Below are 19722 nucleotides of genomic sequence, written 5' to 3'. Positions count from 1 at the left end.
TTGCTCGATCTTAGGAAATTGCCGCTCGAAGCCCAGCTCACCGCCCTCCTCGACGGCGAAGTCTCGCCCGAACAGCGGCACGAACTGGAGCAGCGTCTGGCAAGCGACGAGAATGCGCGCCGGCTGCATGAGAAGCTGCGCCATGGCGCCGATTTCGGCCGCCGCCGCCTCGATGACGTGCTGAAGGAACCGGTCCCGCTTGCCCTCGTCCGCTCGATCAAGAGCACGCAGCCGCCGAAGACGCCGATCGCCCAGCGCGCCACCCGCCCGCCGGTGAAGCTGGCGCCGAGCGGCCCGCAGGCGCTGGCCGCCGCTCTCATCCTCTTCGTCGTCGGCTGCGGCATCGGTTATTTCGTCGGCGTCAGCCCGGATGCCGACGAGATCGCCACCACGACCTCGACAGCGGCGCCGGCCAACACCAGCGACTGGCTCGGAGACGTCACCGCCTATCAGCGTCTGCTGATCCGCCAGCCCCGCCACCTCGTCGAAGTGCCGGCCTCGCAGGCCGAGGAAATCTCCAGCTGGCTGACGACCGCGATCGGCGTGCCCTTCCGCGTGCCCGATCTCAGCGCCGAATCCTGGACCTTCCAGGGCGCCCGCGTCATTCTCGGCGACAACCGCCCTGTCGGCCAGCTCGTCTATTCCAACTCCGACGGCGACATCATCTCCATCTGCTTCCGCAAGGACGCGCAGCCGCCCGAGACCGACGACTTCAAGGAAACGATCAAGGACGAGATCGGCCTCGTGACATGGCACAATGCCGGCACCTCCTATGTGCTCGCCGGCCCCTCCGCCGAAGCGACCCTCGGCCAGCTCGCCATGAAGATCGCCACGGCGATTTGATGACCGCCAGCGGAGCTGAGGCGGCACCATGGCAAAATCGACTATCAACGCCAGCCGCCCCTCATCCGACCCTGCGGGCCACCTTCTCCCCGTTGGGGAGAAGAGAGAGCGAGGGGTGGCCTACCGTCTTTCGGCGCCCTCTTGCGGATGAGAGGAAGCGAGGCCTCTTCTCCCCAGCGGGGAGAAGGTGCCGGCAGGCGGATGAGGGGGCCGCACGGCACGTCTTTCATTGCTTTCGCGTGCGCTCAGCAAAGACGCAACGAAGTCAACCAATCGCCAGGCCGCGCCATATCGGTACGGTCACGGCCTGAACCCTTCGCAGATCAGGCCTTGCCGGCCTTCACATCGAGCACGCGGTTGGCGGCCGAGACGATCGCTTCCAGCGACGCCGCGACGATGTTGGTATTAATGCCGGCACCGAAGAGCTTGCCGCCGGGATAGGAGGTCTCGACATAGGAGATCGCCGCCGCGTTCGAGCCGTGCTGCAGCGAATGCTCCGAATAATCCTCGACCGACATCTCGATGCCGAGATAGTGCGACAGCGCGTTGATGAAGCCGTCGATCGGGCCGTTGCCGCGCCCTTCGATGCGCTTGATCTCGCCATTGTCCGATATCTCGGCCGCCACGATCCGTTGACCCTTCCGCTCCGTATCGGGATAGGTGTGGTGATCGACGAATTTGAGTCGCGCATCAGGCTGCGTCACGTATCGCTCGATGAATCGGTCATGGATGCGCTTGGAGGGAAGCTCCTTGCCCTCGACGTCGGTGATGCGCTGGATGTCTTCGCGGAATTCGACCTGCAGGTTGCGCGGCAGGTTGAGCCCGTAATCCTGCTGCAGGATATAGGCGATGCCGCCCTTGCCGGACTGCGAATTGATGCGAATGATCGCCTCGTAGGAGCGGCCGACATCGCGCGGATCGATCGGCAGATACGGCACTTCCCAGACCGGATGGTTGGCGACCTGTGCAGCCTTCATGCCCTTGTTGATCGCATCCTGGTGCGAACCGGAGAAGGCCGTATAGACCAGCTCGCCGACATAGGGGTGACGCTCGCTGATCGCCATCTGGTTCGAATATTCGAACACCTCCTTGATGCGCTCGATGTTTGAGCAGTCGATACCGGGATCGACACCTTGCGTGAACATATTCAGCGCCATCGTCACCACGTCGACATTGCCGGTGCGCTCGCCATTGCCGAACAGCGTGCCTTCGACGCGGTCGGCGCCGGCCAGCAAAGCCAGCTCGGCAGCGGCGATGCCGGTGCCGCGGTCGTTATGCGGATGCAGCGAGACGATCAGGTTTTCGCGGTTGTCGAGGTTGCGGCACATCCATTCGATCTGGTCGGCATAGACGTTCGGCGTCGCCATCTCGACGGTCGACGGCAGGTTGATGATCAGCTTATTGTCGGGCGTCGGCTTCACCACCGCGATGACGGCGTTGCAGATCTCCAGCGCCACCTCCAGCTCGGTGCCGGTAAAGCTTTCCGGAGAATATTCGAAACGATAGCCACCGCCGGCCTTGGCGGCCATGTCGGTGATCATCTTGGCGGCATCGACGGCAATCTGCTTGATGCCCTGGACGTCCTTGGCGAAAACGACGCGGCGCTGCAGCTCGCTGGTCGAATTGTAGAAATGCACGATCGGACGGTTTGCCCCTTCCAGCGCTTCGAAGGTGCGGGTGATGAGTTCCGGCCGGCACTGCACCAGCACCTGCAGCGAAACATCTGCGGGAACGTTGCCCTCTTCGACGCACCAGCGGGCGAAGTCGAAATCGGTCTGCGAAGCCGAGGGGAAACCGATCTCGATTTCCTTGAAGCCCATCTCCAGCAGCAGATGGAACATGCGCGCCTTGCGGTCGTGACCCATCGGATCGACGAGCGCCTGGTTGCCGTCGCGCAGGTCAACCGAGCACCAGACAGGCGCCTTGGTGATCGTCTTCGTCGGCCAGGTACGGTCGGGAATGCTTACCTGCGGATAGGCGCGGTATTTCACCGCGGCATCGGGCATGCCCTTGGCACCTGCGGAGGATCGGCTGGTGGTGTTGTCCATTGTCTTGTCTCCTCGTCCCGGCATTTGCCCCGCCTCTTAGCCGATCATATCGGGCTTGGCGATAAACAAATGCGGACCTTTGTCGGTCGTTACGTCAATTTTGAAAGTGAGTCGCGAGGAGCGATGGCCGGGCGGGCTTTCGGCCGCCGGGCGCTCCTCAAAGGACCCGGCAACCGCGCGTAAGGCCGAGGAGAAGAAGCGAGGTCAGGGCGCGCGAGACGTCACGCAGGGCGATGCGGCCGCGTGCAATCGTGTCGGAAATCTTGGCGCCTGTGGTCTTCATAGCCGCGCTTATAGCCTTGAGCGGCAGAGCTGGCAAGGCCTCGCCCCTGCATTATCTCGGTTGAGGCCGGTCTTTCCAAGCCTTCACCAACTGCGACAGTGCAAGCATTAGCCCGCCGGCGATCAATCCCCAGAAGGCGCCGGAAATGCCGCCGAAGGACACGCCGGATGCCGTGACGAGGAAGGTGATCGCCGCCGCCTCACGCGATTCCTGCGCCTGGAAAGCCGACATCGCCGAAGACGAAAAGGCGCCGACCAGCGCCAGCCCCGCCACCGCCTCGATGAGGATCGGAGGCGCCAGCGCGACGAAGGCCGTCACCGCACCGGCGAGCAGCCCGAGGATGACGTAGCCGATGCCGGCGATCAGCGAGGCCCAATAGCGCCGCTTCGGATCGGCATGCGCGTCATGCCCGGCGCACATCGCCGCGGTGATCGCCGCCAGGTTGACGGCATGGCCGCCGAAAGGCGCCGACAGCAGCGAGAAGAAGCCGGTGACGGCAAAGAGCGGGCCGGGCTTCGGATCGTAATGATTGACCTTCAGCACCGCGATGCCGGGAATGTTCTGCGAGGCCATCGTGACGATGAAGAGCGGCAGCGCGATCGAGATGAATCCGGCAAGATTGAACACCGGCCGAACGAATTCCGCCGTCGGCACCAACGACCGCTCGAGCGAACTGAGCGCGCCCTCCGGAATATCGACGCCGAAGGCGAGCACCAGCACGAAGGCTGCGAGCGCGGCCGGCACCGCCCAGAGCCGTTTGAAGGCGCCGACGACGATCCAGGCGATGACGATCGGCAGACCGAGCAGCGGATTGAAGCCGATCGCCTTCACCGGCGCAAAGCAGAGGCCGATCAGCACACCTGATAGCATGGCATTGGCAAGCGGTGCGGGAATGGCGGCAACAGCCCGGCCGAGCGGCTTGAACAGCCCGGCGACGACGATCAACGCCGCGCAGATGAGAAACGCCCCGACCGCCGCATTGAAGCCGCCCTCGATCGCGCCGGTGCTTGCCAGCAGTGCCGCGCCGGGTGTCGACCAGGCGATGCTGATCGGCAATCGCGTCACGGCGCTGAGCACGATCGCGCAGACGCCCATGGAGATCGACAGTGCCATCAGCCCCGAGGCCGCCTGAACCTCTGTCGCGCCGACGGCCTGCAATCCATGCAACACGACGGCGAAGGAGCTGGCGGAACCGACAAAGGCGGTCAGCAGCCCCATGAACAGGGCCTGGACGGAAAAATCTTTGAGCATGGCGGACTCGCGAGCTGCGGGAATGGCGCATGGAGCATGATGGTTGCGCCACGCGCAAGCCCGGATTCGGCCCTTTCCGTCCAGCCCCTATCTCTCAAGGGCCGCCAGTCTTGCCTTGCCCGAAAACAAACCGCCCTCGCCTGCGATCACAGGCGAGGGCGGCTCTCAATAGCTTCGACTCGGAAAGCTCAGATATCGGCCTGCGATCAGATATCGGCCTGCGACGTGACGATCCGCGAGACGAGGCCGTAATCCCTCGCCTCTTCGGCCGACAGCCAGTAGTCGCGATCCGTGTCCTTGGCGATCTTGTCGAGCGGCTGGCCGGTGGCCGCCGCCATGATCTTGTTCAGGCGCTCGTTCATCTTGATGATCTCGCGTGCCTGGATCTCGATGTCGGATGCCATGCCGCGCGTGCCGCCCGACGGTTGGTGCAGCAGGAAGCGCGTGTTCGGCAGGCAGATGCGCCGCTCCTTCGGAGCCGCGACATAGATCAGCGCGCCGGCCGAGGCGACCCAGCCCGTGCCGATCATCCAGACCTTCGGCTTGATGAACTTGATCATGTCATGGATGGAATCGCCGGATTCGACATGGCCGCCGGGCGAATTGACATAGATGCGGATGTCTTCGTCGCTGGCTGCGGCAAGCGCCACGAGCTGCGAGCAGACCTTCTGCGCCAGTTCCTGATTGATCGGTCCATAGATGAAGATCGAACGCGACTTGAAAAGATTCGCCTCCGTTTCCTTGCCGAGCGGCAGTTCCTTCGTCTTGTCGTCCTGTTCTTCGTCGTTCATGCGAACCTCTCGGAGATGAATTCGGGTTCCTCGCACATAGTGCGACTCAATGCCTAAAACAATGCGGGAAAAACACAAGGCACCGAAGCGGTGGAGATATCCTTAAGAAGCCGCGCACCGTTGCGCAAGCCTTACTGAAATGTAACCGGAAAAGGCTTTGAAAAGACAAAATCGATTCCTACCTCAACCTCACGCGGCAACGCCGCATGAGATAAACAGGAGGCAGGACATGTCACCGGAAGAACGCCAATTGCTGACCGCCCTTTTCGACCGCGTGCGCACGGCCGAAGCGACGCCCCGCGACCGCGAGGCCGAAGCGCTGATCGACCAGGCGACGCGCACGCAGCCCTCCGCCACCTACTATCTCGCGCAGGCCGTCATCGTTCAGGAAAAAGGACTGGAAGCGGCCGCCAATCACATCAAGGAACTCGAGGAATACGTCCGGCAGCTTGAAGCCGGCAGCAGCGACCACCGCCAGGCCGAACAGGGCGGCGGTTTCCTGAGCTCGATCTTCGGCAACACCCAGACGCAGCAGCCCGCTCCGGTTCCATCCAGTCCCGCCAATCCCGGTCCTTGGGGCCAGCCGCGAGCCTATGAAGAACCCCGCTATGACAGCAACGCCCGCCAGACGCAGCAGCCGAGCGGCCCCTGGAGCCAGCAGGCCTATGCGCCGTCGGCCGGCGGCAGCTTCCTGCGCGGCGCGCTTGGCACGGCAGCGGGCGTCGCCGGCGGCATGCTGCTTGCCAATTCGCTGAGCGGCATCTTCGGCAACCACATGTCCTCGCTCGGCTGGGGCTCGCCGTTCGGTGCCAACCCCTTCGGCAATGCCAGCGCGCCGACCGAGGAAACCGTCATCAACAATTATTTCGGCAATGACGACACCCGCCAGGCGTCCGACAATACGGCCGATGACAACAATGCCAATGTGCAGCAGGCCGATTACGACGATAGCGACGATTACAGTGATGACTCGTCCGGGAATGATGTGACGGATGTGTGAGGCTGGCGGTTGGAGACGGGCAGCGGCTGCCGCACCGTTTCCCGGCCCTTCGCTTAAGCTCAGGGCGTTCGCTGCTGCAATCGATTCACTGGATCGATTGCTCGGGCTTTGCCCGACCGCAGCTCACCCACGTCCGCGATAGGTGGCGACACCTTGTTCCGGCAGCCACACGCCTTCCGGCGGCTTGCCCGTCTGCCAGAAGACGTCGATCGGGATGCCGCCGCGCGGGTACCAGTAGGCGCCGATCCGGAGCCATTTCGGGTCGAGCAGCTCGACGATGCGCTTGGCGATATAGATCGAGCAATCCTCGTGGAAAGCGCCGTGATTTCGGAAGGAATGCAGGAAGAGCTTCAGCGACTTCGATTCCACCAGCCATTCGCCTGGAATGTAATCGATGACGATATGGGCGAAATCCGGCTGGCCGGTCATCGGGCAGAGCGAGGTGAACTCCGGCGCGGTGAAACGCACGACATAATCGGTGCCGGCATGGTTGGACGGCACTTTTTCGAGCACGGCCTCTTCCGGCGATTTCGCGGTTTCGGTTTGCTGGCCCAGCATCGACAGGCTGGAAACATCTGTATTCGGCATCATGCCTCCTTGACGACTTTGACGCGGATGCCATGGGCCTTTTCGCCCTCCGGCTCTACGTGAATGGCTATTTTGGCGCCCTCGTGCACCGCACTGATGGCATCCTCAAGGCGGTCGCATATATCATGCGCCTGCCGCACGGACATAGTACCGGGCACCACCATGTGAAAATCGATGAAGGTGACGGTGCCCGCGCGTCGCGTTTTCAGGTCATGCACGCCGATCGAGCCCGCCGCATGGGTGGCGATCACCTGCTTGATCGCCTCCTCCTCCAGGGGATCGACCGCCTGGTCCATCAGCCCGCCGATCGATTGCGAGATCACCTTCCAGCCCTGGTAGAGAATGTTGACGGCAACGAGGATGGCAAGCACCGGGTCGAAGATCGCATAGCCGGTCGCGAGCGCCAGCAGCAGGCCGGCGAGCACGCCGACCGAGGTCACCACGTCAGACATGATATGCTGGCCGTCCGCGGCAAGCGCCGCCGAGCGATGCTTGCGGCCGGTCCGGATCAAAAGCCGCGCCCAGACCGCATTGATGATGCCGGCTGCGAAATTGATCGCAAGCCCGAGCACCGGCGCGTCGAGCATGCGCGGCTCGGAGAGATAGCCGATCGCCTCGTTGACGATCAGAAGCGCGGCGACGACGATCAGCACGCCTTCGGTGACGGCAGAGAGATATTCCGCCTTGTGATGGCCGAAGGGATGGTCGTGATCAGCTGGCTTCTGCGCATAGCGGATGACGAAGAAGGCGATGAAGGCGGCAACGACGTTGACCGTCGATTCGAGCCCGTCCGACAGCAGCGCCACCGAGCCGGTCACCCACCAGGCTACCATCTTCAGCCCCATGACGCCGAGCGACAGCGGGATGCCCCACATCGCCAGCTTCCGAACCGTAAGATCGCCGTTGTCGCTCATATCGTCCTCCTGCGGTTGCGAATGAATTGCAGGGTCCAAGCCATTGAAATGCAAAACCGCCCACGCGAATGTCGCGCAGGCGGTCCAGTTGAGGGTGATATGGGCGATGCCCGAGGATTTGTCAAAGAGGATTTGTCAAAGAGAATGACGCGTCCTTCACAGCTGCTGCCGCTTCAACTGGAGCGCAACAGCGGCGAACCCCGCGCGATCCTGTTTCAGCTCTGGGGAACGGGATCGAAGACAGGCTGCGGCCAGCGCAGAAGGGCGGCCTGGCCTGCAGGCGTGAGGGCGTAGACGCCCTTTTCCTGGCGCTCGAACCATCCGTAGACATTGTCGCGCAGGATCGGACCTGCCTTTGGCGTCAGCGCCTTCATATCCCGCGGGCGCACAACTCCCCGCTCGAGTGCAGCCGCGCAGAGCAGCGCCTGCTGGCGATAGGCCGTCATGATCGGCGCCCGTGAGCCGCCGCCGACGGCGGGATCACCGCGACGGCGCTGGTGTTCCTTGACGAGGCGCGTGCGCCGCTTCGGATTGGTGCGCGGCATCGGCGAAACGGAACTGACAATAACGCTGACCTCGCCGCCATCGGAGACGCCGAGCATGCCGATCCCGAGCCGCCGGCAGAGGTCGCGGTAGCGTTTGTCGGCTTCCCGCCCGCGCCCCTTGGCCGAAACGCGCGCCGCGATCCAGACCTCATCGCTCATAGCAGCCCGGTCGACCGCCTGCAGCAGCAGTTCAAGATTGAAGGAGAGCTTGAGTTCGCACACCACCACAACAGGCGGCTCACCGTCGCTTAAACCCACGAGATCGCATCCGCCGACCTCACCCTTGACCACATAACCGGCCGCCTCCAGGAAGGCTTTGACCGGCAAGTAGAGCGACGTCTCCATCAGAAAATCGCACCTCAGGCAGCGTTGAGATCGGCAATCTCGCCATAGCGCGCGAGCAGTCGCGGCGAGGTCATGTCGCCGGTCTCCTCGTCGACCATCACGGCATAGGCCGCAACACCGACGAAACGCTCGGCCATCGCCGAGGCGATCTTTTCCGCGCTGACGGCGTTCGAGGCCTGCCGCATTTCGCCCGGCACGAGATTGCCGCGGTTCTTGCGGTAAGGAAGAACGATGAACTTTTCAGCATTGGACACGGTGATAATTCCCGGTTGATCGTTCCGGAAATGTTCTGATTTGCCAGGAGAAGTCAACCGGACTCTGCCGTTGGAATGCCCGCCCCTCCCACAAGCAGGAAGGGCGAGATGGAAACTGCTGTCAAGCAGCCTTGGTCTTCACCTTGCGCGCCAGATGCGCCACGACATTCTCGATCATCCGCATGCCGGCATCGCCGCCAAGGGTCATGATCGATTCGGGATGGAACTGCACCGCGGCGATCGGTTCCTTGGCATGTTCGATGCCCATGATCGTGCCGTCCTCGCTTTCCGCCGTGATGATGAATTCGCGCGGCAGGGTCGAGGGGTCGGCGAAGATCGAGTGATAGCGGCCGACCGTCACTTCCTTGGAAAGGCCGGAGAAGACGATGCCCGGTTCCAGCACGCGGATGCGCGAAGGCTTGCCGTGCATCGGCAGGGCCAGATGACGCAGTTCCCCGCCATAGGCTTCGGCAAGCGCCTGCAGGCCGAGGCAGACGCCGAAGATTGGCAGATTGCGCGCCCGCGCCTTCTTGATCGTCGCCTTGCAGTCGAAATCCTTGGGCGCTCCCGGTCCGGGCGACAGCACGACCAGATCCGGGTTCAGCCGGTCGAAAATCTCCTCCGGCACCGGCGAGCGCACGGTCGAAACCGTTGCTCCGGTCTGGCGGAAATAATTGGCGAGCGTGTGGACGAAGCTGTCTTCATGGTCGACGAGCAGGATGCTGACGCCCTTGCCGACGCTGGCGACGTCGCGCTGGATCTTGCCGGAATTGCCGGTCTTGGCGTCTCGGATGGCGGAAAGCATGGCAGAGGCCTTCAATTCGGTTTCGGCTTCCTCTTCCTCGGGAATGGAATCGTTGAGCAGCGTCGCGCCGGCGCGCACTTCGGCGATACCGTCCTTGATGCGCACGGTGCGCAGCGTCAGGCCGGTGTTCATGTCGCCATTGAAGCCGACCATGCCGATCGCTCCACCATACCATGCGCGCGGGCTCTTTTCATGGCTCTCGATGAACCGCATCGCCCAGAGCTTCGGCGCACCGGTGACGGTGACCGCCCAGGCGTGGCTCAGGAAACCGTCAAAGGCATCCATGTCGTCGCGCAGCCGCCCTTCGATATGGTCGACCGTGTGGATGAGGCGCGAATACATCTCGATCTGCCGGCGGCCGATCACCTTGACCGAGCCCGGTTCGCACACACGGCTCTTGTCGTTGCGGTCGACGTCCGAGCACATGGTCAGCTCGGACTCGTCCTTCTTCGAATTCAGAAGCTTCAGGATCTGTTCGCTGTCGGCGATCGGATCGTCGCCGCGCTTGATCGTGCCCGAGATCGGGCAGGTCTCGATGCGGCGGCCGGAGACACGCACGAACATCTCGGGCGAGGCGCCGACCAGATATTCCTGATTGCCGAGATTGATGAAGAAGGAATAGGGCGAGGGATTGATCGCCTTCAGCCGCTTGGAAATGTCGGACGGCCTGCTTTCGCAGCGCTCCATGAACTTCTGCCCGGGCACGACCTCGAACAGATCGCCCTTGCGGAAGCTTTCCTTCGCCTTGGTGACGAGTTCGGCATATTCGCCGGGCCGGTGGTCGCTCTTCGGCGGAATGGCATCCGTATGCTGGAAAGGCTCCGGCTCGATCTGCTCGGCCTTGCCCTCGGTCGTCACGCCGCCTTTTTCGAAATCATAGCGGTCGATCCAGGCTTTGGCGGCATAATTATCGACGACCAGGATCTCGTCCGGCAGGTAGAGCACCATGTCGCGCTGGTCGGAAGGCCGCTTCAGCTTCAGATCGATCGCATCGAACTGGAAGGCGATGTCGTAGCCGAAGGCGCCGTAGAGCCCGAGGCTCGCATCCGCCTGCGAATAGAAGAGGTCGGTCACGGCGCGGAGCACGGTGAAGACCGTCGGCATCTTCGAGCGTTCCTCTTCGGTAAACACCCGATCCGGCACTTTGACGGAAAGGTCGAGGCGGCGGACCGAGGAAGCGCCGAGCACGAGGTCTGGCACCGTCCGCAACCGCTCGGTCACGAAGCCGAGAAGAACCTCGCCGCGTTCGTTATAGGCTTCGATCCAGACGTCGCGCCCGAAGGAAGAGATGCCGAGCGGCGGATCGACGACGGCTGTATCCCAGCGCGTGTAGCGGCCCGGATATTCGTAGTTCGACGAAAACACCGCGCCGCGGCGCTCGTCGAGCTTGTCGATATAGGAAGAGACCGCGTCGCCGTAGGGGATCGCCCGCCGCTGCCGCGTGACCGATATCCCGCCTTTGGTCTCGTAGATTTCCGCACCATCATCCCGCAGGATCGTTACCATAATTCCACTCCGTTATCGGGGCCCGGACGACAGGCGGCGATAAAACAAAAAAGCCGCCTCGAAGTTTCGGGCGGCTCACTCGTCGTCGTCTTTGGACACGATTGGTCGAGGCCGCCTCAGCGAGCCCACCACCAAACAGCGATGTTCAAAGACTTGATCATGGGAAAAATTGTTAGCCTGAGATCAGCCGCCGCGCAAGAGGCGATTGCGCGAATGAAAAGGGCGGCCCGAAAGCCGCCCCTCCCCCAGCCTTGAAGGCATGACCGGCTCAAAAGGTCTTGGTGAGCGAGACCTTGAACGTGCGGCCCGGCTCGGAATACCACTCCCGCGGCTGCGACGCCGTCGCCGAGCTGAGATTGACGTCGCGCACGGCGAGCGCGTTGTAATGCTCCTGGTCGAAGATGTTGTAGACACCAGCCTGAACGCGCAGGCCCGGCAGCTGTTCCGGCGTCCACCAGCCGGTCAGGTCGACGATGGCATAACCAGGCGCATCAAAGGTCGTATCGGGGGTCGTGCCGACGGTACCGAGGTGGTCGGTCAGCATGCCGGCCGAAAGCGTCGAGGAAAGATCGAAGCCGAAAGTCTCATTGCTCCAACCGCCGCCGATAATCGCCTTGAACGGCGCCACAGAGCGCAGGCGCTGCGTGGTCTCTTCGTTCCTGCCATAGGCATAGGCAAGCGAAGCATGCAGATTGATGCCGTTGTTGAACGTCTTTGCCGCACTGGCTTCAATACCCGAGATCGTCGCCGCCGCCACGTTCGTGTAATTGAACTCCGTGAAACCGGTCGCGTCGACGCTCGTCACCGTCTCGATGAAGTTCTGATAACGGGTATGGAAAGCCGCGACCCTGCCGGTAAAATCGCCCGTGTCGAAATTGGCGCCGACTTCGATGCCGCGGCCAATTTCAGGCTCCAAGTCGGGATTGCCGAGCTGGGCGTAGCGACCTGTGGGGTTGTAGAAGCGGCTATAAAGCTCGTCGACGGTGGGCGCACGGAAGCCGACCGCCAGCTGCATGTAGAGCTGTACGTCAGGCGTCAGGTCGTAGGTCGCAAGGATCTTCGGCGACATGGAGGCTTCCGTCCGGTCGCGAAGATCGCCAAAACGGGTAAGGCCGGTATTGTTGGCAAAACCGCCGCCGGTCGAGGGATCGTAGTTGAACCAGTCGAAACGGAAGCCCGGTGTCAGCGTGAAGCCGGTATTGCCGATCTCGATCTTGTCTTCGACAACAAGCCCGAGGTTCTGGCTGTCCACATTCGGCACTTCCGCCTGGTTGTTCAGCGACGGGCAAGTTGTCGAGGTGGGGCACAGAGCCCAGCTATATTGGCTCCAGCTGGAGACGCCGACGTCGAGGCCGATGCGAACGGAGTGGCTCAGACCGGAATATTCGAAATCCTTCGTCGCCGTGCCGCTGAAGCCCCAGGTTTCGTTTTCGACCTCGTTGTTGCGGCCATAGGCAACATTGGCGGTCGTACGGCCCCCGCTGCCGGCTTCCTTCTTCAAATCCTGCCAGTAAAGCGTGGCGCGCGCGCTGCTGAAGAACGCGTCAGAAGACTGCGCTTCATAGTCGTAGTCGAGCGATACGCGGTCGCGGTCACGCCGCTCGCGACCGTCATAATTGTCGATCATGAAGTTGCGCGGGCTGGCTCCCCCTTGAAGGTGGCGCAGGTCGGTTTCCAGGTCGCGGCGGAAGCGTTCCGCCGTCAAACCGATACGATGACCGCCTTCCAGCTCCTGGCGCAGCTTGAAGAGCAGGTTGTTCTGGTCGAAATCAGCCGGGTTCGCCTCGGTGCGAAGAGCACCGTAAACGTCATTGTTGCCCATGTTTGCCCGCTCATGGCCTTTGCGGTAGCCGCCCTGGAACAGGATCGAGGTGCCGCCGATCTTCTTGGCAGCGGCGGCCGAGCCGGAGAGGCTACGGTCTTCGCTGTCATAGGTCGACTTGACGATCGCGCCCCAGTCACGACCCTCGGGGATCAGATCTTCCGGCTCCAGCGTATTGAGAACAATGGCGCCGCCGAGCATGCCCGAACCGCCCTTGCTCGAATCCGCGCCGCGCACGATATCGAGCGAGGACAGCGAATCGAAATCGAACGTATCGCCGCCGCCATTGGCGTTGGCAGGCGCAAAAGCACCCTGGCGTGAGCTGTTCGAAATATAAGGGATCGGAATACCGTCGACCGTGGTCAGGATGCGAGCGCCGGAAAGGCCGCGCAGGTTAAAGCCCGCATCAGCGCGCGAATAGTTCACGCCTGCATCGACGCTGCGGCCGATATCGTCGTAATTGGTGACCTGCTTCTCTTCCAGCTGCTTCTGGGTGATCTCGGTCGCGAGCGGCGTATCGGCGACACTGCCCGGCGCCACGCGCTTGCCCTTGACGACAATCTTCTGCAGCACGGTGCTGTCATCCGCCGCGGCTTCCGGCGCGGCGGCCGGAGCGCTTTGCGCGAAAGACTGCGAAACAGGAAGAACAGCTGCAACTGCCGTGCAGACCAATAGAACCGAGCGCCAATGCCGGACGATCATAACCTACCCTCTCATGATGATTACCGGGCTGGCTGGTCGTGGCGCGTCGAACGCTCGATGGGCTGGCTAGGCTTTGCGGATACAGGCGAAGCAGAATTCCGCCTTCTTTTCGCCGCATAAAAAACATGACGAAGATTGTCAACATAAGACGCCGCCTTATGTTGAATATTATCATCAAGTTTTAGCGATCTTCTCGGACGTTGCACAATTGCAACGAAAAACGCTCTCATGCGTTGTCTCTAGCCACGAATACGAGGAACTGGACGCATTGAGAAAACTTTCGACATTGGCGATCCTTCTCGCCGCCACTGCGTTTCTTGCCGGCGCCCGCCTGCCTCCGCAAGGTCCCTTGCCCCAGCCCAGGCCCGACGCTGCTCCAGTGACCAGCCCCGACGCCCCCTCCTCGAAAGAGGCGGAACCACCCGCGCCTGAAGAAGTTCCCGCCCCTCAGCCGAAACCCGATGCGAAGGAGCCGGAGGCGCCGGCAGCGAGCCAGACGCCCGCGCCGCAGGCCGCCCCGGCAAAGCCCGAGCTTGCAGAACCGATGCAGGGGCCGCCGCTGCCGCCGGGCACCGCCGAAAGCCCGCAGACGCCCAAGCCGCCCGGCGAGCAGACGCTCGAAGAGCAGCATCTGACGATCGAGCCCGAAAGCGAGGCCGAACATGCCGAATGCACCGCCGCCCTTCAGGCTCTGGGCGTCGTCTTCAAGGAAGCGCCACACATCGACGACGGCAATGGCTGCGGCATCGACAAACCGATCATCGTCTCCGAAGCCCTGCCCGGCATTGCGCTCAAGCCGGAAGCGACGATGCGTTGCCCGGCCGCCCTCGCGCTTGCCCGCTGGATGAAGGAGAGCGTCATCCCCGCCGCCTCCGCCGCCCTGCCGGACCAGGGGCGTCTCACCACGGTCAACCAGGCGACATCCTATATGTGCCGCCTGCGCAACGGCGCCGGAACCGGCAAGATTTCCGAACATGCCCGCGGCAACGCCATCGACATTGCGAGCTTCCATTTCGAAAAGGGCGAGGACGTCGCCGTCCGCTCCCGCCGCGAGGACTCCACACTGACCGGAGCCTTCCAGCGCACCGTCAGCGCCGCCGGCTGCCTCTACTTCACCACCGTCCTCGACCCCGAAAGCGACGCCGCCCACGAAACCCATTTCCATCTCGACGTGATCGAACGGAAGGGGGGCTATCGCTATTGCCATTGATCGCCGAGTGGCTGAGTCTCGCTTGAGTCAGGAAACAAAGTGCTGCAGTTCGCCAACCTCTCCTTTCGTCATGCTCGGGCTTGTCCCGAGCATCTGCCTCCGTTCGATAGGGCAGCAGATCCTCGGCACATTGGAGTACCTATCATGACCTGGTTGAGCGTCCAGATGAACGATTCAACGGTCTCCCGTCTGGGTCGCCTTGCCGAGAGGCGAAAGCTTTCGCTGGCAGAGATGGCTGCCCTGGCGATCGAGGAATTCATCGAGCGCGAGGAGTGGCAGTTCGCAGAGATCGAAGCCGCCGTTTGCGAAGCCGATCAGGGCAACTTCGCTTCCGATGAGGGGGCATCGCAGTTCTATCGAAGTACGCCGGCAATCTGTCAGCCGATCAGAACAACCCCTCGATATAACCCTGATCGTTCAGGAAAATCCGCTCCGCCGAGGGTGATTTCGGCAGGCCGGGCATCGTCATGATTTCGCCGGTGATGGCGACGACGAAGCCGGCGCCGGCCGAAAGCCGCACCTCCCGCACCGAGACGATATGCCCCTCCGGCGCGCCGCGCAGGTTCGGATCGGTGGAGAAGGAATATTGCGTCTTCGCCATGCAGACCGGCAGCTTGCCGTAGCCCTGCTCCTCCCATGTCTGCAGCTGGTCGCGCACCGCCTTGTCGGCTGTCACCTCGCCGGCATGATAGATCTTCGAGGCGACGATCTCGATCTTCTCGAACAGCGAAATGTCGTCGCCATAGAGCGGCTGGAATTTCGCCTGGCCGGATTCGGCGAGTTCCACCACCTTGTGCGCCAGTTCCTCGATGCCGGCCGATCCTTTCGCCCAGTGTTGGCAAAGGATCGCTTCGGCGCCGAGCCGCGAGACGAATTCCTTCACCGCCGCGATCTCGGCATCGGTATCCGAAACGAAATGATTGATCGCGACGACCACGGGCACGCCGAAGCGGCGCACATTGGCGACATGCCGGCCGAGATTGGCGCAGCCTTTCTTCAGCGCCGCGACATCCTCCGTGCCGAGATCTTCCTTCTTCACCCCGCCATTCATCTTCAGCGCCCGGACGGTCGCGACGATGACGGCCGCATCCGGCTTCAGCCCGGCCTTGCGGCATTTGATGTTGAAGAATTTCTCGGCGCCGAGATCGGCCCCGAAGCCCGCCTCCGTCACCACATAATCGGCAAGCTTCAAAGCCGTCTTCGTCGCGGTCACCGAATTGCAGCCATGGGCGATATTGGCGAACGGGCCGCCATGCACGAAGGCCGGATTGTTCTCCAGCGTCTGCACCAGGTTCGGCTGCATCGCATCCTTCAGAAGCACCGCCATGGCGCCGTCGGCTTTCAGGTCGCGCGCATGCACCGGCGTTCTGTCGAAGCGATAGCCGACGATGATGTCGCCGAGCCGCCGCTCCAGATCCTTGAGATCTGTGGCAAGGCAGAGGATCGCCATCACTTCCGAGGCAACGGTGATGTCGAAGCCGCCCTGGCGCGGAAAGCCGTTGGCGACGCCGCCGAGCGAGGAGACCATGCTCCTCAGCGCCCGGTCGTTCATATCCATCACCCGCCGCCAGGTGATGCGGCGGATGTCGATATTCTCCTCGTTGCCCCAGTAGATGTGGTTGTCGATCATCGCCGCCAGCAGATTGTGCGCCGAGGTGATCGCATGGAAGTCGCCGGTGAAATGCAGGTTGATGTCTTCCATCGGCACGACCTGCGCATAACCGCCGCCGGCCGCTCCGCCCTTGACGCCGAAGCAGGGGCCGAGCGAAGCCTCGCGCACGCAAACGATCGCCTTCTTGCCGATCCGGTTCAGCCCGTCGCCGAGGCCGACGGTCGTCGTCGTCTTGCCCTCGCCCGCCGGCGTCGGATTGATCGCGGTGACGAGGATCAGCTTGCCGTCCTTCTTGCCCGCCTGGCCGGCGATGAACTCGGCGCTGATCTTCGCCTTGTCGTGACCATAGGGAACGAGCTGCTCGGCCGGGATGCCGAGTTTCGCGCCGATCTCGATGATCGGTTTCTTGGCCGCGGCGCGCGCGATTTCGATATCGGATTTGATCGATGGCATGGATGTTCCCCGTCCCGGCCTCTGCGAGAGCGGAGGCGCTTTTTCTCCCTATCGGATAGCGAAATATCGGCGGGGTGTGAATAGCGCTCGCCTTGCGGCCGCCACGCTGGATGTTTATGAGCGGTCAACGGCCGCGGCATCTCAAGGTGAAGTCATGAAAGCACTGGAAATCTTCGTCGAGCGTATCATTCTGTCGAGCCGCTGGATCCTCGTTGCCTTCTATCTGGGCCTGGTGCTGGCGCTCGCCGTCTATGCCGTTTCCTTCGGCTACAAGCTTCTGAAGATCGCCGCCGGCGTCTTCATGCTCGACGAAGCTCAGATGATCCTTGCCATGCTGAGCCTGATCGATGCGGCCCTCGTCGCAAGCCTGATCGTTATGGTGATGATTTCGGGCTACGAGAATTTCGTCAGCCGCTTCGATGAGGCAGACGGGGCCGACAATGAGGTCTCCTTCCTCGGCAAACTCGATTCGGGCAGCCTCAAGATCAAGGTCGCCTCCTCGATCGTCGCCATCTCCTCCATTCACCTGCTGCAGGTCTTCCTCAATGCCGACAAATACGAGGATGGCAAGATCATGTGGCTGACGCTGATGCACCTTGCCTTCGTCGCCTCCGCCGTCATGCTCGGCTTCCTGGAGAAGCTGATGAGCGTTACGTCGAAAAATGATCTGAAGGATAAGGACTGACGAGCCGCACGAAGACGGCTTCAGGCGGGTGACGAGAGCACTTTCGCAGTCCGATATCAGTTCGCCAGGGCCGTAGGAGCGATTTCAGCCTTTTGATTCCTGGGGCATTGGAGACTTTCCTTCGCCTGCGGTCCACAGACATGCAAGCCGGGCTCTTCCTCATAAGGGATAACGCCGTTGATGATACCGAGCGCCATCGCTTGGGAATCAAGAAGATCGCCTCTGCCGCTGGGTGGCGTGATCATCATCGTGTCGAATGCCTCGGCACTCACGCCCATCTCTTGGAAATAGGCGAGAAATTTCTCACGCTCAGCCTTTGTTAGCTCACTCTTCCCAGGTTGATTGAGGCCGATGGCGGAATTTCCCACGAGCCGCGGCGTTCCACCCATCAGCACAAAGCTGCAGCTCGAAAAGCAGTACGCGCCGCCGGCAAAAACCTCGCCCTCGGTCGGTCCGCTCTTGGCCATGCTCGCCTTGCAGCGCGGATCCTGCATGGGGCAATTCGGCAACCGCGTCCTACCAACGGAGGTTTCCAGGCCCGCGGTACGGATCATGCGCCCCATCACAAAAGCCGCATCCACGTCGCCACCAAAGGACTGAAGGACGATCGGCAGCTTTCTTCCACCGAGCGTCTTCAAGATCGCTTCGAGCTGAACCGGGGTATCCGGCATGATGTCTCCATCAGCGGAAATCCACTGCCTGCACTCTTCCTGGCAATTGCCATCGGACATCAGCAGGAAATCCATGGGGCCGGTTTTCGGCAGGCTCTCGCTCGTCGCTCCGGACGCATTCTGGGGCGGACTGTCAAGTACCGGTGCATTAACCGCAGGCACGCTGACGGTCCTATGGCCGTGGCAGACGGCCTCGGCGGCTGCATCCGCTGCGCAGAGCGGCATGCCCGGCCACTCATTATAGGACAGCATGTCGGTCATCAGGCCTATGCGCATTGCCTCCGCGGGCGGCACGATCTTGATGCTGTCTGGTGTCGCGCTCATCAGGAGATCCACCAGATCCTGATCGACGCCCATTTCCTTCAAATAGCCCGTCAGTGCGGCGCTGGCCTTCTTGCCGAGCTTCGTGGAGCTGCTCTTGCCCGCTGACTTGCGCCCGACTTCCTTGCGGGAGATTTCCTTCTTCTTGCCGTTCACGATCTTGTATTCGATGCGGTAGGAGACACGCACCCGGCTATAGACCGTCGTGATCTGGTGGACGCCGATGAAAGCCCATTGCGACGCGACACGCGACGTACCGCCGGCGAAAGCCAGCGGACAGGCGGAAAAACAGTAGGCGCCGTCCGAATAGGTGTTCCCGATCGCCGTCCCATCCTTTGCGATGGCGGCATCGCAACGCATGTCGTCCGCCGCGCAGCCCTTCAGCCGCGTGCCGCCGACAGCCGTTTCGAGGCCCGCCTTGCGGATCATCCGGCCCATCGCATAAGCCGCATCGACGTCCCCACCTTCGGAACGGAAAACGACCGGCGGTTTCCGACCGCCGATCTTCTTCAGGATTTTCCTGAGCTGGGCCGGCGTATCGGCGGTTATCCGCCCCTCTGCCGATATCCACCCCGGACAATCTTCCACACAGAGAGGATGGTGCACGAGAATGAAGCGCATCGGCGGCTGCCCTGCGGGCTTCTTCTTCTCGGCGGCCAGCGAGGCCGCTCCGGTCGGCAAGGTCAGAAACAACAGAACAAGTAATAACAGCGAAAACAGAAACTTCACGGAAAAGGAATTCGCACCGCGCACGATTAAATCGCCTCAATTATACATGACGATACGCTTACCAATTGCATCGATTTCCAGCAAGCCGGATTTCAACCTGGCTTGCCGCCCGGCCTCTTCCTCAGGTGATTCTCTTTTCGTCCGGCATGGGCAGGATCACGGCAATCCCTTCACGGAGGAAGTCAAAGATACCACAGCGGTACTTACGTAAGCGGAAGCTCAACCGAGACGGGCGCAGTTGTGACTAATTTTTCACAATTTGAATTAATCGCCTTCTGCAAAGGCAATTGGGACTAGCATCCGGCCGCGTTTCTGTATTTGATAGCGGTAACATTAGGCTGGCT

General features: G+C 62.0%; 16 protein-coding genes and 1 pseudogene. 5 read left to right on the top strand and 12 right to left on the bottom strand.

What is annotated here, in order from left to right; translation table 11 throughout:
* Nucleotides 1–843 (top strand): anti-sigma factor, encoded by an 843-nt coding sequence (locus ATY76_RS01715; RefSeq protein ID WP_088673043.1) that lies wholly within the window; start codon nt 1–3, stop codon nt 841–843.
* A gap of 323 nt (nt 844–1166) precedes the next feature.
* On the opposite strand, the gene leuA is transcribed toward ATY76_RS01715, so the two are convergent.
* The 4 genes and pseudogenes from leuA to ATY76_RS01700 all read right to left on the bottom strand — a co-directional run bounded on the left by leuA (nt 1167) and on the right by ATY76_RS01700 (nt 5216).
* Complete coding sequence (gene leuA, locus ATY76_RS01710; protein WP_088673042.1) at nt 1167–2891, bottom strand: 2-isopropylmalate synthase; 1725 nt, start codon at nt 2889–2891, stop codon at nt 1167–1169.
* 157 nt (nt 2892–3048) lie between these two features.
* Nucleotides 3049–3174, bottom strand: coding sequence for a hypothetical protein (locus ATY76_RS34430; protein ID WP_280950777.1), 126 nt, complete (start codon nt 3172–3174; stop codon nt 3049–3051).
* 51 nt (nt 3175–3225) lie between these two features.
* Nucleotides 3226–4456, bottom strand: a pseudogene (locus ATY76_RS01705) (benzoate/H(+) symporter BenE family transporter).
* A gap of 175 nt (nt 4457–4631) precedes the next feature.
* Nucleotides 4632–5216 carry an ATP-dependent Clp protease proteolytic subunit gene (locus ATY76_RS01700; RefSeq protein WP_088673040.1) on the bottom strand — a complete coding sequence of 195 codons (585 nt, stop codon included), beginning with the start codon at nt 5214–5216 and terminating at the stop codon, nt 4632–4634.
* A 229-nt stretch (nt 5217–5445) separates the two neighbouring features.
* Here ATY76_RS01700 and ATY76_RS01695 point away from each other — a divergent pair, with 229 nt between their 5' ends.
* A complete protein-coding gene (locus ATY76_RS01695) occupies nt 5446–6216 on the top strand; it encodes a DUF2076 domain-containing protein (RefSeq protein WP_088673039.1) in 771 nt (256 codons plus the stop codon).
* 123 nt (nt 6217–6339) lie between these two features.
* On the opposite strand, the gene queF is transcribed toward ATY76_RS01695, so the two are convergent.
* The 6 genes from queF to ATY76_RS01665 all read right to left on the bottom strand — a co-directional run bounded on the left by queF (nt 6340) and on the right by ATY76_RS01665 (nt 13697).
* Nucleotides 6340–6804, bottom strand: coding sequence for a preQ(1) synthase (queF, locus tag ATY76_RS01690; protein WP_008530693.1), 465 nt, complete (start codon nt 6802–6804; stop codon nt 6340–6342).
* Nucleotides 6804–7718: a CDF family cation efflux transporter EmfA gene (emfA, locus tag ATY76_RS01685; protein ID WP_088673038.1), complete on the bottom strand. Its 915-nt coding sequence runs from the start codon at nt 7716–7718 to the stop codon at nt 6804–6806. The genes queF and emfA overlap by 1 nt, the downstream gene beginning before the upstream one ends.
* A 215-nt stretch (nt 7719–7933) precedes the next feature.
* Nucleotides 7934–8608, bottom strand: a complete 675-nt coding sequence (locus tag ATY76_RS01680) for a DUF2161 family putative PD-(D/E)XK-type phosphodiesterase (RefSeq protein ID WP_088673037.1) — start codon at nt 8606–8608, stop codon at nt 7934–7936.
* Between the two features lie 14 nt (nt 8609–8622).
* The gene (locus ATY76_RS01675; protein WP_088673036.1) at nt 8623–8862 is read right to left on the bottom strand and encodes a hypothetical protein; all 240 of its coding nucleotides are present in this window, start codon (nt 8860–8862) and stop codon (nt 8623–8625) included.
* Nucleotides 8863–8983: 121 nt separating this feature from the next.
* Complete coding sequence (locus ATY76_RS01670) at nt 8984–11173, bottom strand: anthranilate synthase (protein WP_088673035.1); 2190 nt, start codon at nt 11171–11173, stop codon at nt 8984–8986.
* 268 nt (nt 11174–11441) lie between these two features.
* Nucleotides 11442–13697: a TonB-dependent hemoglobin/transferrin/lactoferrin family receptor gene (locus ATY76_RS01665; RefSeq protein WP_088673034.1), complete on the bottom strand. Its 2256-nt coding sequence runs from the start codon at nt 13695–13697 to the stop codon at nt 11442–11444.
* A gap of 208 nt (nt 13698–13905) precedes the next feature.
* On the opposite strand from ATY76_RS01665, the gene ATY76_RS01660 reads away from it, so the two are divergent.
* On the top strand, nt 13906–14907 hold the full coding sequence (locus ATY76_RS01660; protein WP_245309648.1) for an extensin family protein: 1002 nt from the start codon (nt 13906–13908) through the stop codon (nt 14905–14907).
* A 385-nt stretch (nt 14908–15292) separates the two neighbouring features.
* On the opposite strand, the gene ATY76_RS01650 is transcribed toward ATY76_RS01660, so the two are convergent.
* Entirely contained in the window at nt 15293–16972 is a 1680-nt protein-coding gene (locus tag ATY76_RS01650) for a formate--tetrahydrofolate ligase (protein WP_088673033.1), read from the bottom strand.
* 154 nt (nt 16973–17126) lie between these two features.
* On the opposite strand from ATY76_RS01650, the gene ATY76_RS01645 reads away from it, so the two are divergent.
* Nucleotides 17127–17657 (top strand): TIGR00645 family protein, encoded by a 531-nt coding sequence (locus ATY76_RS01645; RefSeq protein WP_088673032.1) that lies wholly within the window; start codon nt 17127–17129, stop codon nt 17655–17657.
* A gap of 56 nt (nt 17658–17713) precedes the next feature.
* Here the strand turns inward: ATY76_RS01645 and ATY76_RS01640 are convergent, their stop codons facing one another.
* Nucleotides 17714–19270 carry a hypothetical protein gene (locus ATY76_RS01640; protein ID WP_245309647.1) on the bottom strand — a complete coding sequence of 519 codons (1557 nt, stop codon included), beginning with the start codon at nt 19268–19270 and terminating at the stop codon, nt 17714–17716.
* Between ATY76_RS01640 and ATY76_RS34015 the strand changes: the two genes are divergently transcribed.
* Nucleotides 19260–19589, top strand: a complete 330-nt coding sequence (locus ATY76_RS34015; protein WP_245309646.1) for a hypothetical protein — start codon at nt 19260–19262, stop codon at nt 19587–19589. The two genes, ATY76_RS01640 and ATY76_RS34015, sit on opposite strands and share 11 nt — an antisense overlap.
* The last annotated feature ends 133 nt before the right edge of the window (nt 19590–19722 follow it).

It is taken from the genome of Rhizobium sp. R339 (genome assembly GCF_002211395.1).
GTDB lineage: Bacteria > Pseudomonadota > Alphaproteobacteria > Rhizobiales > Rhizobiaceae > Rhizobium.
The sequence above is the reverse complement of the archived record's forward strand: the minus strand, read 5'-3'. Positions and strand labels throughout refer to the sequence as shown.